The following is a 15,130-nucleotide window of genomic DNA, read 5'->3' as shown; positions in this document are numbered from 1 at the left end:
CATTGATTGACCCGGACTCGGTGTTTGGCCCGGGCACTGCAATGCTTCGACCGTCATCAGGTCTTGCCATCACCTAACCACGGCAGCGTCCCAAATAGCAAGGATACTTACTATTTACTGCGGGACCCGAGGGAGCAGGGCATCGCCGCACGTCAGCGATACTTTCGGTGCAGGTTTTCCTTCACCGAGGCGCGCGGGCTGGCGTCCGCGATCCAGGGGCCGGTCCCCTCGGACTGGTCCAGCACCCCCGCCTCCAGCCACTCGAAGTCCCCGGCCAGAACCTGGCGGGTCAGGGAGCGGTCGCCGTCGTCGGTGTTGCGCCAGAGCTGGTCGAAATATTCCTCGACCCGCACCCGCGCCTGCTCGCAATACGCGTCGGCGAGTTGGTAGGCGGAGGCGCCGCGTTCCGGGGAGGTCCGCAGCAGCATTTCGGCCCGCGAGCAGCAGGAGGCCATCGCGAACAACTCGGCCCCGATATCCACGATCCGGCCCAGGAACGCCTGCTTGTGCTCCAGCTTCGCCTGCCAGCGGCCCATGCCGTAAAAGGTCTGCCGCGCCAGCCGCCGCGACGCCCGTTCCACAAACCGCAGGTGCCTGGCGAGCCGGCCGAAATCGCCGTAGGAACGCGGATCCATGCCGGTGCCGGCCACCAGCTTGGGCAGCCAGCGGGCATAGAAGCCCGAGGCGCCGACGGCGGCCCGCGCCTTCTCGGACAGGCTGGCGTCTTCCGAGGCGAGAGCGCCCGCAGCGGCCAGGTGCGCGTCCACGGCTTCGCGTGCGATCAGCAGCCGCATGATTTCCGAGGATCCCTCAAAGATCCTGTTGATCCGCAGGTCCCGCAGTTGCTGCTCGGCCGGGACGGCGCGCTCACCCCGGGCCTCCAGTGAATCGGCCGTCTCAAAACCCCGGCCGCCGCGGATCTGCACCAGTTCGTCGGCGATCCGGCAGCTGATCTCGGTGGACCAGAGCTTGGCCAGGGCGGCCTCGATCCGGACGTCCTTCTGCCCCGCGTCGGCCAGTTCGGCGGACAGTTCGAAGACCGCTTCGAGTGCGAAGGCGCTCGCCGCGATGAAGGCGATCTTCTTGCCCACCGCCTCGTGCCTGCCCACCGGACGGCCCCACTGGATGCGGGCGTTGGACCATTCGCGGGCGATTTTCAGGCTCCACCGCCCGGAGCCAACACAGAGCCCGGGAATGGAGATCCTGCCGGTGTTAAGCGTGGTGAGCGCGATCTTCAGGCCCTGGCCTTCGCGGCCCAGCCGGTTCGCCGCGGGCACCCTGACCTTGTGGAAGCGGGTGACGCCGTTTTCGATGCCGCGCAGGCCCATGAAGGCATTGCGGTTTTCTACCGTGATGCCGGGGGAGTCCATCTCCACGACGAAGGTGCTGATGCCGCCTTTGTGAACGGTGCCGTCCGCGTCAGTGCGGGCGGGGACCACTGCCATGATCACCACCAGTTCGGCGATAACCCCGTTGGTGGTCCAAAGTTTCACGCCGTCAATCACGTAGGATTCCCCGTCTTCGGAGGGAACAGCGGTCGCTCCCATCCGGGCGGGGTCGCTGCCGACGTCGGGCTCGGTCAGCAGGAACGCGGTAATGGCCCCGGCGGCGCAGCGCGGCAGGTATTCCTGCTTCTGCGCCGGCGTGCCGAAGACCTTCACCGGCTCGGGAACGCCGATGGACAGGTGCGCGGAGAGCAGCGCGCCGAGGCTGGGGTGCACCGAGCCCAGCAGCGCCAGCGCCCGGCCGTAGTACACCAGGGACAGGCCCAGGCCGCCGTATTCGCGGGGAATCTTCATCCCGAAGACGCCGAGGCCGGCCAGCCCCGACAGGTATTCGTCGGGGATCTTGGCGTCGCGCTCAATGGTGCGCCCGGACATGGTCCGGCAGTAGGCGGTGAGCCGCTCCATGAACGCCTCGCCGCGTTCGACGTCGTCCGCCGGCGCCTGCGGCCAGGGGTGGATGAGGCTGAGGTCGAAGCTGCCGAGGTAGAGGCCCTTGGCGAAACTGGGCCGGTCCCAGCTGGTTTCGCGGGCGGCCTCGGCGATGGCCCGGGCATCGGCGGCGGTGGCGTCGGGACCGATCTTCTGCGCGTCCACCGGGACTTCGGCGGCGGGGCTGTCGGTGGCCGGATCGTCGGTGGCTGGATTGTCGACGGCGGAGCTCATTGGGCATCTCCTCTAACCGGGTTGTCCGGCTCGAGCCCTGGATCCGCCGCGGGTGGAGGACCCTTCAGCTGTCCCGCAATACTACCCGCGGGTAGGTGCCCGTACTAGGGGAGGACTGCCCTATTAGCTCGCCGGGGAACTCACCCGGGAGCTCCACGGTGGAGGCGTGGTGCAGCAGCCGGTCCCAGCCGGTGTTGATGCCATGGACCAGGCCGAGCAGCGCGCCCGCCGCGAGGAACCAGGCCAGCCGCCCCACCCCCACCAGCACCAGCGCCGCGAAGGCCGCGACCATGATGAAGAGGGCTATCACGAGGGCGAAAACCAGCGTTCCGAAAAACACCAGGGTGCCCGTTTCCACCGCGCTTAGATCGAACTGCATTCTTCCTCCTGCACCGTCGCTTCGGCTGAACCAGTAGGCCGAGCGTAGGGTGCCGGAGCGGACGCTGCCAGAGTCGCGGGGCGCGTCGGGAGCCCTTGATACGGGATCGAAATGCTACCCGGGCGTAGGTCACGGAGAGGTCGCGGCAACGTCACCGGCAGCGACAGCCGGGATCCGGAAGGCCCTGCGTTAACCTTGTAGTTGGCAGTTTTTCTTTGACCCGCTGCCCGACCCCCACCCCGGCAGCGATTGGAGATCTGCGTGTCCCGTTCCGCTGTGTCCTCCGCCGACGCCATCAGCGCCCGGCTCAGGGACCTCGAACTCCTCACCAAAGGGCCGGCGTGGGCCCTGACCCGTTCGGCGCCGTGGGTGATTGCCGTGTTGCAGGCCTCCTTCACCCGCACGCGGCCGCAGCTGCCGCTGGAACAGTTCCACGCCGACGTCGACGCTTTCCTTGAGCAGCTCCGCCGCCAGGACCCCGGGCTGGGCGGCTCCGCCAACGGCAAGAGTTTCGGCGACGAATGGACCCGCAAGAACTTCCTGACCCGGCGCAACCAGTCCGGCCAGATCGTGTACGAGGTCACCGAGCCCGCGGCCCGTGTCCTCGCCTTCCTGGACAGCCTCTCCAGCGAACGCTCCACGCTCAACGGATCGCGGCTCGGCACGCTGCTGGGCGACGTCGAAAAGCTCGCCAACGAGACCAACCCGGACCAGAGCGCCCGGCTGGAGTCCCTGGAAGAAGAGATCGGCGAACGCCGCCAGCTGATTGAGGAGATCAGCTCGGGGGAGTTCGACGGGCTGCTTGACGACGAGGAAGCCGTGGAGGCGGCCGGCAACATCCTAGACCTCGCCGCGAGCCTGCCCGCGGACTACAAGAAGATGCGTGACCGGATCGAGGAGCTGGTGGGCGAGCTCCGGAACCAGATCATCGAGGAATCCCTCAGCAAGGGCGCCACCATGGCGCAGGTGCTGGAGGCGGACAAGCGGCTCCGGCAGAGCCCGGAGGGCAGGACGTTCCGGTCCTTCACCGCGTTCCTGGAGGACCCGCAGCAGCAGCTGCGCTTCCGGTCGGCGATCGGGGAAGTGCTCAGCCGGCAGTTCGCGGACGAGCTCAGCCAGGACGAGCGGGAGACACTGAAGAACCTGGTGGCCGAACTGCGCAGCCAGCACAGCCAGATCCAGCGGATCTACGGCAAGCTCAGCGAGAGCCTCAACACCTACGTCCAGAGCGACGACTACCGCCAGTCCGTCCGGCTCCGAAAAGTGCTGCGCGAAGCCGAACAGGCGATCCGCTCGCTACCCTACGAGCGCGAGCGCCCCGGCCTGGTCCGCGGCCCGGTGCTCTTCAACGCCGGCTTCGAATCGCTGGCCATGGTCAAGCTGTTTGACCCGGACGAGTTCGCCGCGCCGCCGAAGCTGGCCGACCCGATCGCGTTCAGTGACTCGGACCGGGTGCGCTCGCCGCGGACCGGCAAGGCCCGCCCCGAGGCGATCCGCACCGCCGTCGCCGGCGCATCCACCCTCACCGAAGCCTGGCAACAGCTGCCGGAGGAGGAGCGCCACATCAACTCCATCCGTGCCCTGCTCTCGCACGCACTGCACCAGGGCGCCGGCTTCGACCGCGAGGCCTGGGAGCCGCTGGACTTCGAACAAATCGACGGCTCCACCCGCACCGCCTACCTGCCCGTCGTCACGCTCAAGAAGGATTGAAGATGACCGAACTTTCCCCGGAAGCGCCCGGCGCGGAACCGGATCAGGAGCCCCAGCAGGCGCCGGCACACGTGCCCGCTGATCCCTTCACCGTCACCCCGCGGGATACCTTCGTCGACGGCGCCGCCCTCTTCCCGGGGGATACCGGCGTGCTGCCGATGAAGGTGCGCCAGGCCCTGGTGAAACTCCTGAAGGGCCCGTACATCGACGGCGGCCGGGACGAAAAGCTGTGGACCACCCTGCTGGACAACCAGCTGATCCTGCGCAGCCGGCTCTCCGAGCTGTTCCTGACCCTCCAGCTGGACCACGAGCGCAAGGTGGCGGTGCTGCGCCCGGTGGATCCCGAGGCGATCGGCGGCAGCACCCGCTCCAGCATCCTGCGCCAGCAGCGGACCCTGAGCCGGGTCGAAACCATCGTGCTGCTGCGCCTGCGCCTGCTCCTGGACCGCCACGTCACCGCCCAGACCGATCCCACGATCACGCGCGAGGAAATCGCCGACCTGGTGGCCCACTACCAGCCCGCCGGCCAGCAGGATGCGCTGCGCGATTCCGACGTCGTCAACCGCGCCATCACCAAGCTCCTGGCCCGCCAGCTCCTCCTCCCCACCGGCCTGGACGAGGTCTACACCATCTCCAACGCCCTCCCGCTGGCGCTCCCCTTCGAAAACATCGGCGACATCCCGGCCCAAATAGAAGCCCTCATCGCCGCCTCCACCGACCCCGCCGGCACAGAACCCCTCCTGGACCTCGACGGCGGCAACCCCGCAGAGGACGACTCGGACGACGACGGCGATGCCGCCCCCGACGCCCAAGGTGAGCTGAACAACGACGACGACGGCGATGCCGCCCCGGGAGTGGCATCGGGCCTGTCGGAGCCGGACGGCCTGCTGCTTGCAGCAGGGCCGTCCGGCGAAGGGGCGGGGGCGGCATCGCCGTCGTCGTCACCCAGCCCCGCCAACGACACGGAGGCAACCAAGTGAGTATCGCGACCATGCTGCCACTGGGTGAGCTCACGAACCCCGGCCAGATGCGCCTCGCCCTCGTCCAGGTGGTCAACTGGGGCACCTTCCATGGCGCCCACACGATGCACGTGGACCGCAACGGCACCCTGCTGACCGGCAATTCCGGCGTCGGCAAGTCCACGCTGTTCGACGCGATGCTGCGGGTTTTCGACGCCCGGCCGCGCTCCAACGAGGCCGCCGCCCAGCGCGCCGGCGGGGCAGTCGAGGACAAGCGGACCACGTTCACGTACATGCGCGGCAAGGTGGGGGACAAGGCCGTCGGCGAGGGCTCGGCCAGTGCCTTCCAGCGTCCCGGCGCCACCTGGTCCGCCGTCGCCCTGACGTTCGACAACGCCGCGGGCACCCGGGTGACGGTCTCCGCGCTGTTCGACCTGCCCAAGAACGGCACCGAGTCCAGCGTGGGCCGGTACTACGTGATCGACAACAAGCCGTTGGACCTGGCCGCGGTCGAGGGCATCGCGGAGAAGCGGTTCACCAAGTCGGCGCTGGAGGCGATTTTCCCCGAGGCGCAGATTTTCGACGTGCACAAGGCCTTCGCCGAGCGTTTCCGGCGCCTGCTGGGGATCAATTCGGACCAGGCCCTGCCGCTGCTGCGCGTCATCCAGGCCGGCAAGGGCCTCGGCGGCAGCGTCAACACCTTCTTCCGCGACCAGGTGCTGGATGCGCCCGCCACGCTGGCCGCCGCGGACGACGTGGTCGAGGAATTCAGCAACCTGATGTCCATCCGGCAGCGGCTGGAGGACGTCCGGCAGCAGCGCGACCAGCTGGCTCCGGTCCCCGGGCTGAACAAGGAGTATGCGCAGTCCCTGCTCGACGCCAACCGGCTGCGGGACCTCGCGGGCGAGGAATTCGAGGCCTACAAGCAGCAGCTGGCCGTCACCGTGCACGAGGAGACCCTGGAGCGCTTCAAGGCCCTGGCGCAGGCGAAAGCCAAGGAACTCGGCGCCGAACGGAGCGTCCGTGACGGCCTCGCCAAGGAGCTGCGCCAACTCGAAACGGATTACAACAACCAGGGCGGCAACGCCATCTCCGCGATCGAACAGTCGCTGGAGAACGCCCGGGTGGGCCTCAAACTCCGCGAGCAGGTCGAGGAATCCGCCCGCAAGGCCCTCACCGATGCCGGCCTGGAGCTCGAATGGAGCGCCGCCGGCTGGGAGCAGGCGCACGAGCAGGCCGCCGCACGCTCGGCCGAGCTCAAGGACGACTCGGAGGCGCTCAAGGAGCTGCGGTTCGAGGCGTTTGACTCCCACGCGACCAGGAAGCGGGAGCTCGCGGCGGCCCAGCAGGAACTCGTCTCGCTCAAGACGCGCAAGTCCCTGCTGCCGCCGTCGAGCATTGAAAACCGCAGCGCTATTGCGGCCGCCACCGGCGTCCCCGAGGAGCAGATGCCCTTCGGCGGCGAGCTGATTGACCTCGCCGAGGGCCACGAACAGTGGCGTCCGGCGGCCGAGCGGGCGTTGCGCAGCCTCGCCACCACCCTGCTCGTCCCGGGCGAGCATTTTGCCGCCGTCACCCGCTACCTCAACGACCACCCGGTCCGCGGGGCGCTGCGCGCCGTGGACGTCTCCAAACCCCTGGCGGGCGGCGCGCTGGCCGTGCAGGACGCGGCCGACGGCGACCTGCTGAGCAAGCTGGACATCCTCACCGCCGGGCCGGCCGCCGAGCCGGGCGAGTGGATCCGGGAGCGGATCGCCCTCGATTTCGCCTACCCCTGCGTCGAGGACCCGGACGAGCTGGCCCGGCTGGACAAGGGTCTGAGCCTGGGCGGGGTGGTCAAGCGCAACCGCCACACTGTGGAAAAGGACGACCGGTTCACCTCCCGGCAGGACTACGTCCTCGGCTTCGACAACGCCGCCAAGCTCGAACTCGTCGCCGCGCAGGTGCAGGACCTGCAGCAGGAACTCGCCAAGGCCGCCGAACTGGCGCAAAGCCGGGAAGAATCCCATCAGGGCATGAGCCGCCAGCTTGACGCCCTGCGCCGCGTGGCCGAGGACCACCGGAGCTGGCAGCAGGTGTCCGCGGCGGTCGCCGCCGACGAGCTCGCGCGGATCGAGCAGCGGCTCAGGGACGCCCTCGCCGCGCAGGCCGATCTCGAACCGCTGCGCGCCAACATCGAGGCTGCCCGGCAGAGGCATCAGTCCAGCACTGAAGCCGCCGCCGTGCTGCAGAGCGAATACAAGGCCCTCGACTCGCAGCTCACGACGGCGGACTCGCTGCTGGACGCGTCGCGGCGGCGGCTGGCCCAGCAGCCGCCGTCGGACGCCACGGTTGAGGCGCTGGCGCCGTACTTCACGGACTTCGGCGACGTGCTGGAGATGCACGAGCTGGACAACCTGGCCAACCAGGTCCGGACCCGGCTGCTGGCCGAGCTGCACACGGCCGAATCCCGCGGGCAGGCCACCTCGGAGCGGCTCACCCGGATCTTCGAAGGCTTCGTGCGCGAATGGGGCACGGCCATCTCCGCCGACCACGGCACCTCGATTGGCGCCGCGGGCGAGTTCGAAGCCCGCTACCACGCGATCGTCAGTGACGGGCTGCCCGCGCAGGAGGCCGAGTTCCGGCAGTTTTTCAACCAGCGCACCCACGAATCCTTCAGCACGCTCCTGCACCTGCTGGACGAGGAACGCCGCTCCATCACCAGCCGGATCCTGCCGTTGAACGGCATTCTCTCCCAGGTGAACTTCCATGAAGGCAGCTTCCTGGAACTCGACATCAAGCAGACCCTGCCCGCCACGGCGAAGCAGTTCAAGGACGCCATCCAGAACGCGCTGAAGGTCCGGCACACCCGGCCGGGGAGGGCTGCCGCGGCCGCCGGCGCCTCCGGGATGGACTCCGACGACGACGCCGAGCTCACCACCCGCTACAAGTCCCTCGAAACGCTGGTGAAGCGGTTGGGCTCGCAGACCCCCGAGGACCGGCGCTGGCGCGCCGAGGTACTGGACGTTCGCGGCCACCTCTTCATCCAGTGCAAGGAGCACCGTGAGGTGCAGGGTTCCGGTTCCAAGGCGGCAGCGAAGGGCGGCGGCAAGAACCGTGCAGCGAAGACCGAGGTCTTTATGCACGCGGACACCGGCTCGATGTCCGGCGGTGAGCGGCAGCGCTTCACCGCGTTCATCATGGCCGCGGCGCTGAGCTACCAGCTGGGCATCGCCGAGCAGGGCTTCACCACCTACGGGACCGTCATGATGGACGAGGCCTTTGTGCTTGCCTCGGAGGAATTTGCCGGTGCCGGCATCAAGGCGTTGCACGAATTCGGCTTCCAGCTGCTCCTGGCCGCGCCGGAAAACGTGATCGACCTGTCCCGGCACCTCGGATCCGTCACCGAGATCCTGCGGGACAAGCGGACCAACCGCTCCGGCGTTCTGACGGCGCCGGTGATCGCCCCGGGCCCGGGCGCCGAGGGCGCCTGGCGTTCCGAGGCGAACCCGGTGGACATCGTTCTGCGCTGAGTCAGCACCCTTTCCAAGCAACGCGGGGTCACTTACGGTCCATAAATCTCTCCGGGATGGGCGGTAAGTGACCCCGCGTTGCTGTTGCCGGGGCTAGGTTCCGCGGACGCGGTCCAGGAACTGGGCGGTCCGGCCCACCAGCCCGTCGATCTGGCGGCGGACGACGGCGGCCGGGTCCGGGTTGATCTCGTTGGCCGGGGGTTCCACCCGGACGTTGCGGCAGCACCCGAATTCGGCGCAGATCAAAGTGCCCACGGTGTTGCCGTTGCGGCCCGACTGCCCGGCCCGCTTGGCCACCCACAGCAGGACGTCATCCCTGGAGTGGATGTCGCGGCACAGCTCGCACAGGACGGACCGGTTCTTCTTGGCGCCGCCTTCAGGGGCCCGGAGCATGATTCCGGTGGGTTCCATCGGGCCGGGCAGCAGCAGGTAGCCGCGCAGGGGCATCTTCGCATCGCGCCAGCCAAGGAAGTCGAGGCCCTCCCAGTCCAGGGTGTCGAAGTTTTTGGGCAGGTTGAGCTTCGCGGCTTCTGACCGGCTCGCGTTGATGAACGATGAGCGGACTTGCTGTCCGGTGATTTTTTGCATGTCGGAGTCTTTCGGAATCGAGTGATTCCCGCCGGCGGCGAGATAGCGCCAGGGCGGGAGGTGGGCAGGGGAGTGCCAGCCTGCGCGACTCCGGTGTAAACCGGGCGTTCCCGTGGACTCAGTCCGCGGCGGGAGTGGATCCTGCGGGAAGGGCTGGCGACTGTGCGGGCGCGTAGCAGGCCAGAGCGGCCACCCCGCTAACCGCGGCAGCAGTCATCATCGTGATGCCCATGCTCACTTCCCCATCAATCCGTGCCACTAACCGTGCTTTGATTTCCGGGCCGGTTCCGAACCTCCGGCCGGGCCCATCCTTGCAAAGCCGCGCAGTCCTGTCCAGTTACCTGCTCCGGTTCGTGGTGCGACCATCGAGATAAATACGTTACTGAAAGCTTGCGTAATTATACAAAGGGTAGGCTACCCTTACTTAGGTTCGCTTCATTTACCTAAGGAGTTCCGTGGCTTCCCCCGTCTTTCCCCCTCCCGCCGGCCGGTCCAGAGGCCGCCGCCCCAGCCGCAGGAGCGCCGTCCGGGCGGCGGCTCTCCTGGCCGCCGTCGGCCTGGGCCTGGGCGCCTGTTCCACCGGACCGGTAGCCTCGACGGCGGCGGACGCCGCTGCGCCGCGTCCCGGCTCCGCGTTCCCGGTGACCATCAAAAACGTCTTTGGCGAGACAACCATCAAGGAACAGCCGCAGCGCGTCGTCACGGTTTCCTGGGTCAACGACGACGTCGCCCTGGCCCTCGGCGTGGTCCCGGTGGGTGTCCCGAAGAACGAGTGGGGCGGCAATGCCCAGGGGTCCACCCCCTGGAAGGATGCCGCGCTGGCCAAGTCAGGCGCCGCGTTCGGCTCGGCAAAGGCCCCGGCCCAGTACTCCGAGGCCGACGGCATCAACTTCACCGAGATTGCCAAGCTCAACCCGGACGTCATCCTCGGCGCTTACTCCGGCTTGACGGAGGAGGACTACAAGAAGCTCAGTGAGATCGCCCCCGTCGTGGCCCAGCCCAAGGTCGCCTACGGAACGTCGTGGCAGGATTCCACGGCCATCATCGGCAAGGCGCTCGGCAAGGAGGCGGAGGCTTCTATGCTCATCGCCGACACCGAGGGAGCCATCAAGGACAAGGTCGCCCAGTACCCCCAGCTCGCCGGTAAGACCTTCATTTACGGCAACCTCGAGCCGGCCAAGAGCGACGGAATCAACGTCTACATCGCCAATGACAACCGCCCGCGGTTCCTCAGCGAGATTGGCATGAAGCTGGCCCCCGTGGTGGAGGAGAACTCCAGGAACTCCAAGGAATTCTTCATCCCGTGGTCGGCCGAGAAGGCGAACGAACTCAGCTCCGACGTCTTTGTGACGTGGGTACCCGATGCGAAAACCGCCGATTCCATCAAGAACGACCCCCTGCTTGGTCAGATTCCGGCCCTCAAGAGCGGCGCGCTCGTCGCCGATTCGGACAACACCCTCACGCTGTCCATCTCGGCGTCCTCACCGCTGAGCCTGCCCTGGGCGCTGGACAGGTTCCTGCCGCAGCTGGCGGGCGCGGCGGACAAAGCCGCCGCCGCGGTGAAGTAGGAGCCGTTCCATGAGCCCGCTGACGACGACGGGGTGCCCTGCAGCCACCGCATTGCCGAAAGCACCGGCACCGGCCGCTGGTTCCGGTGTCCGCCGGACCGCTTGGCTGCTGGCAGCCGCCGTCGTGCTGGCGCTGGTGACCGCTGCGTCCCTCGCCGTCGGAGCCCGGGGCCTCGGCCTGGGGACCGTATGGCAGGCGCTCACCGCTTTCAGTCCGGCCGACGGCGACCACGCCGTGGTCCACGCCCGCGTCCCGCGCGCCGTCCTTGGCTTGCTGGCTGGCGGCGCGCTGGGTCTGGCCGGGGCGGCAATGCAGGGTGTGGCCCGCAACCCGCTGGCCGACCCCGGAATTATCGGCGTCAACGCCGGGGCGGCGCTGGCAGTCGTTACCGGGATCTACGTGTTTGGGATCTCCTCGCTGTCCGGCTATATCTGGTGTGCCTTTGCCGGGGCCGCCGCGGCCGCCGTGCTGGTGTACCTGATCGCGTCGCTGGGCAGGGACGGCGCGACGCCGGTCAAGCTGGCGCTGGCGGGGGCCGCCCTGAGCGCGGGGCTGTATTCGCTCATGAACGTCATCCTCGTCTCCAGCCAGGACACCCTGGACCGCTTCCGGTTTTGGCAGGTTGGCGGGATCGCGGGCCGTGACTGGGCCGCGCTCCACGCCGGGATGCCTTTCCTGCTGCTGGGTGCCGCCATTGTGCTTGGGACCGGCCGGAACCTCAACGCACTGGCGCTGGGCGATGACCTGGCCCGCGGCCTCGGCCAGCGCGTGGGCTTGACCCGGGGTATCACGGCCCTCGGCGTCGTCCTGCTCTGCGGTTCGGCCACGGCGCTGGCGGGACCGATCGGCTTCGTGGGCCTGGTGGTTCCGCACGCCGTCCGCTTCCTGGCCGGCCCCGACTACCGCTGGATCCTGCCGTTCTCGATGGTGCTGGCACCGGCGCTGCTGCTCGCGGCCGACGTGGCCGGCCGGGTTATCCTGCCTCCCGGCGAGGTCCCGGCCGGGATCATGACCGCGCTGGTGGGTGCGCCCGTCTTCGTCTGGCTGGTCCGCCGGAGCAGCGGGGCCGGACTGTGAGCGCCGGCCCCAAGACAGTACCTCCGGCCCCGAAATTTCCCGCCGAAGTGGCAGGTCGCGGCAATGTTCCGCGCAAACATTGGCACCGTCTGCCGCCTCGGGGGATGGTCCCCACCCGGACTGCGGCCCTGGCCCTCGCGGCGGCGGCCGTGTTTGCGGCGGGCATCCTGCTGGGCAGCTACACCGTCACCATTCCGGACTTCGTCACCATCCTGGCGGCGCACCTCACCGGCGGCTCGAAGATCCCCGGTGCGAGCTTCATCGTGATGGAACACAAACTGCCGCGGGCTGTCGTGGGCGGGTTGGTCGGCGCGGCGTTCGGCTTGTCCGGCGCCCTGTTCCAGACGATGCTGCGCAACCCGTTGGCCAGCCCGGACGTGATCGGCATCAGCTACGGCGCCAGCGCCGCAGCCGTCACCGCGATCGTGGTGTTCGGCGCCGCCGGGACCGCCGTGTCGGGGGCGGCCCTTGCCGGAGCGCTCGGCGTCGCGGCCCTCATCTATGCCATTTCCAGCCGCGGGTCCACCGTCTCCCCGGCCGGCCGGGGCGCGGCCGGGAACCGGCTGATCCTGGCCGGCGTGGGAATCGCCGCCGCCCTGCAGGCCGTGGTCAGCTTCCTGATGACCCGGGCGGACATCCGCACAGCCGCCGACGCCCTCGTCTGGCTCAACGGCTCGCTCAACGCCGCCAACTGGGAGCGGGCGGGCGTCCTCAGCGTGGCACTGCTCGTGCTGCTGCCGGCCGTCGCCGTCATCGCCGGCCCGTTGCGCATCCTCGAACTCGGCGACGACACCGCCTCGGGCCTGGGTGTCCGCGTCGGCGCCACCCGGCTCGCCGTCGTCGTGACCGCCGTGGCCCTCTCCGCCGTGGCGACGGCGGCGGCCGGGCCGGTCGCGTTCGTCGCCTTCCTGGCCGGCCCGGTTTCCCGCCGCTTTGTCCGCAAGGCGAGCCTGCCGGCCTCGGCCCTGGCCGGAGTGCTGATCGTCCTGGCCGCTGACTTCCTGGCGGCGAACCTGGCCCCGCTCCTGCTGGACGGGACGGTCCTGCCCGTCGGCGTCGTCACCGGCGCCCTGGGGGCGCCGTTCCTGCTGTGGCTCCTGGTCACGGCCAACCGAAAGGATGCCTGAGTGGCTACCCTGCAAGCCTGCGGCCTGAGCCTCAAATACGACCAGCGCACCGTCATCGAGGGGCTGTCCACCGGCATCCCGGAGGGCAAGCTGACCATGATCGTCGGGGCCAACGCCTGCGGGAAATCCACGCTGCTCCGGGCTCTGTCACGGCTGCTGAAGCCCGCAGCCGGGACGGTGGTCCTCGACGGCAGGGACATCCATGCGCGGCCGGCCCGGGAGGTTGCCCGCACCCTGGGCCTGCTTCCGCAGCACCCGACGGCGCCCGACGGCATCACCGTCCGGGACCTGGTGGGCCGTGGCCGCTACCCGTACCAGGGCCCCTTTCGCGGCTGGGCGGGCGCAGGGTCCGCGCAGGACGAGCGGGCCGTGCAGCACGCCATGTCCGCCACTGACACGCTGGAACTTGCGGACCGGACGGTGGATCAACTCTCCGGCGGGCAGCGCCAGCGCGTGTGGATCGCGATGGCCCTGGCCCAGGAAACGGAGGTGCTGCTGCTCGATGAACCGACCACCTACCTGGACCTCGCGCACCAGGTTGAAGTCCTGGACCTGCTGACGGACCTGAACCGCCGGCACGGCACCACCGTGGCGATCGTGCTGCACGACCTTAACCTCGCAGCGCGCTACGCGGACCACGTCATCGCCATGAGGGACGGGCGGATCGTGGCCGAAGGGGACGCACGGACGGTGATCACCGAGGCGCTGGTCCGCGAGGCGTTCGGCCTGGAATCCCGGGTGATCACCGACCCCGTCGCCGGCACGCCCCTGATCGTGCCGCTCGGACGCCATCACGGTGCGGCCCCAACACCGTCCGCCACAGCACCGACCAATACAACACTGTCCGCCGAAAACACCGACCCCAGCTGGAGCTGATCCCATGACCGCAACGCTTCCCCCGCCCCTGGCGACCGCGGCGGCGCCCGCTCCGCCCGCTGCAGAACCCATGACCCGGGCCTTTGAGGTCCGGGTCACGGCCGTTGAACAGCTCAGCCCCAACTTCCGGCGAATCACCTTCGACGGTTACTCCCTGCGGCAGTTCGGTGTGCACGGCAGCACGCTGGACCTGCGGATCAAGCTGATGATCCCCTCCCGGACCCCCGACGGCGGCCCAGTCCCGCTGCCCGAACTCAGGACCGAACGCGCCGGCTGGTACACCGAATGGCTCGCCCTGGACCCGGCCGTGCGGGGCTCCATGCGGACCTACACCGTGCGGCAGGCGCGCCTGGACGCCGTCTACCCGGAGATCGACGTCGACTTCGTGCTGCATCTGGATGCTTCCGGACACGGCGGGCCCGCCGCCAACTGGGCCCTGAACGCCAGGCCGGGCGACACGCTGATCCTCATCGGGCCCAACAACCGGGCCGCCCACTGCGTCACAGCGGAAAGCTACGCCGGCATTGAATGGCGGCCGGGCCTGGCCCAGCGCGTGCTGCTGGCCGGGGACGAAACAGCGGTTCCGGCCATTGCCGCCATCCTCGAAAGCCTCCCGGCGTATCTGAGCGGCCACGCCATCCTCGAGGTTCCGTCGGCCGCGGACTTCCAGGACCTCAGCTCGGCGGCCGACGTCGGGATCACCTGGCTGGCCCGCGGGGCGGCCAGCGGGCCCCGCCCGCACGGGGAACTGCTCCGGGCCGCGGTCCGGGCGGTCATACCGGAGCCCGGCTGGGTGGGCGCCACCGTCGCGCATCCAGCCGCCGGCCCGGAACCCGAGGACGTCAACGTGGACCGGGACATTCTGTGGGAAACCCCGGCCAGGATGGATGCCCGCGCGGTCGGAGCCGGCCGGAACCCGGGCCGGCCCGCCGGCGCCCGCCCTTTTTACGCCTGGATCGCCGGCGAAGCGGGCACGGTCAAGGAGCTGCGCCGCTATCTGGTGCGGGACGTGGGGATCGACCGGAAGCAGGTGGCGTTTATGGGTTACTGGCGGCAGGGGAAGGCTGAGCACTAGGCCTGCGGCGCGGCGGCTGCGGGCCGCCGAGCCGATCACCTTGGGTTAATCCGGCCGTTGCCTGCCGGTTTTGTGCAGTGGCTAGCGTGC

11 protein-coding genes are annotated in these 15,130 nt (G+C 69.1%); 8 read left to right on the top strand and 3 right to left on the bottom strand.

Translation table 11 applies throughout. The annotated features are described in order from the left end of the window. Positions 1 to 152: 152 nt before the first annotated feature. Both AC1MBE_RS08750 and AC1MBE_RS08745 read right to left on the bottom strand, forming a co-directional pair. Positions 153 to 2,168: an acyl-CoA dehydrogenase family protein gene (locus AC1MBE_RS08750; RefSeq protein ID WP_479777375.1), complete on the bottom strand. Its 2,016-nt coding sequence runs from the start codon at positions 2,166 to 2,168 to the stop codon at positions 153 to 155. Between the two features lie 64 nt (positions 2,169 to 2,232). Continuing rightward, positions 2,233 to 2,547, bottom strand: a complete 315-nt coding sequence (locus tag AC1MBE_RS08745) for a hypothetical protein (RefSeq protein ID WP_479777373.1) — start codon at positions 2,545 to 2,547, stop codon at positions 2,233 to 2,235. Between the two features lie 261 nt (positions 2,548 to 2,808). Between AC1MBE_RS08745 and AC1MBE_RS08740 the strand changes: the two genes are divergently transcribed. From AC1MBE_RS08740 to AC1MBE_RS08730, 3 genes are read left to right on the top strand one after another with little or no spacing between them, the layout of a single operon-like run. Continuing rightward, entirely contained in the window at positions 2,809 to 4,257 is a 1,449-nt protein-coding gene (locus tag AC1MBE_RS08740; protein WP_479777371.1) for a DUF3375 family protein, read from the top strand. Between the two features lie 2 nt (positions 4,258 to 4,259). Beyond that, positions 4,260 to 5,237: a DUF4194 domain-containing protein gene (locus AC1MBE_RS08735; RefSeq protein ID WP_479777369.1), complete on the top strand. Its 978-nt coding sequence runs from the start codon at positions 4,260 to 4,262 to the stop codon at positions 5,235 to 5,237. Further along, positions 5,234 to 8,728, top strand: coding sequence for an ATP-binding protein (locus tag AC1MBE_RS08730; protein WP_479777367.1), 3,495 nt, complete (start codon positions 5,234 to 5,236; stop codon positions 8,726 to 8,728). Before AC1MBE_RS08735 ends, AC1MBE_RS08730 begins: the two co-directional genes overlap by 4 nt. 93 nt (positions 8,729 to 8,821) lie before the next feature. Here the strand turns inward: AC1MBE_RS08730 and AC1MBE_RS08725 are convergent, their stop codons facing one another. Next, on the bottom strand, positions 8,822 to 9,316 hold the full coding sequence (locus tag AC1MBE_RS08725; protein WP_479777365.1) for an FBP domain-containing protein: 495 nt from the start codon (positions 9,314 to 9,316) through the stop codon (positions 8,822 to 8,824). A 455-nt stretch (positions 9,317 to 9,771) separates the two neighbouring features. On the opposite strand from AC1MBE_RS08725, the gene AC1MBE_RS08720 reads away from it, so the two are divergent. From AC1MBE_RS08720 to AC1MBE_RS08700, 5 genes are all read left to right on the top strand, one after another. Continuing rightward, positions 9,772 to 10,884, top strand: coding sequence for an iron-siderophore ABC transporter substrate-binding protein (locus AC1MBE_RS08720; RefSeq protein WP_479777363.1), 1,113 nt, complete (start codon positions 9,772 to 9,774; stop codon positions 10,882 to 10,884). A 10-nt stretch (positions 10,885 to 10,894) separates the two neighbouring features. Further along, complete coding sequence (locus tag AC1MBE_RS08715; protein WP_479777361.1) at positions 10,895 to 11,962, top strand: FecCD family ABC transporter permease; 1,068 nt, start codon at positions 10,895 to 10,897, stop codon at positions 11,960 to 11,962. A 104-nt stretch (positions 11,963 to 12,066) separates the two neighbouring features. Next, entirely contained in the window at positions 12,067 to 13,089 is a 1,023-nt protein-coding gene (locus tag AC1MBE_RS08710) for a FecCD family ABC transporter permease (RefSeq protein ID WP_479777359.1), read from the top strand. After that, a complete protein-coding gene (locus AC1MBE_RS08705) occupies positions 13,090 to 13,965 on the top strand; it encodes an ABC transporter ATP-binding protein (RefSeq protein ID WP_479777357.1) in 876 nt (291 codons plus the stop codon). Positions 13,966 to 13,969: 4 nt separating this feature from the next. After that, positions 13,970 to 15,040 (top strand): siderophore-interacting protein, encoded by a 1,071-nt coding sequence (locus AC1MBE_RS08700; protein WP_479777355.1) that lies wholly within the window; start codon positions 13,970 to 13,972, stop codon positions 15,038 to 15,040. Positions 15,041 to 15,130: the final 90 nt, after the last annotated feature.

The organism is Arthrobacter sp. BG5, assembly GCF_056680155.1.
The sequence above is the reverse complement of the archived record's forward strand: the minus strand, read 5'-3'. Positions and strand labels throughout refer to the sequence as shown.

Coding starts and splice junctions, on each gene's coding strand:
- AC1MBE_RS08750 (WP_479777375.1), bottom strand. CDS start 2,168: ATGAGCTCCGCCGTCGACAATCCAGCCACCGACGATCCGGCCACCGAC.
- AC1MBE_RS08745 (WP_479777373.1), bottom strand. CDS start 2,547: ATGCAGTTCGATCTAAGCGCGGTGGAAACGGGCACCCTGGTGTTTTTC.
- AC1MBE_RS08735 (WP_479777369.1), top strand. CDS start 4,260: ATGACCGAACTTTCCCCGGAAGCGCCCGGCGCGGAACCGGATCAGGAG.
- AC1MBE_RS08725 (WP_479777365.1), bottom strand. CDS start 9,316: ATGCAAAAAATCACCGGACAGCAAGTCCGCTCATCGTTCATCAACGCG.
- AC1MBE_RS08715 (WP_479777361.1), top strand. CDS start 10,895: ATGAGCCCGCTGACGACGACGGGGTGCCCTGCAGCCACCGCATTGCCG.
- AC1MBE_RS08710 (WP_479777359.1), top strand. CDS start 12,067: ATGGTCCCCACCCGGACTGCGGCCCTGGCCCTCGCGGCGGCGGCCGTG.
- AC1MBE_RS08700 (WP_479777355.1), top strand. CDS start 13,970: ATGACCGCAACGCTTCCCCCGCCCCTGGCGACCGCGGCGGCGCCCGCT.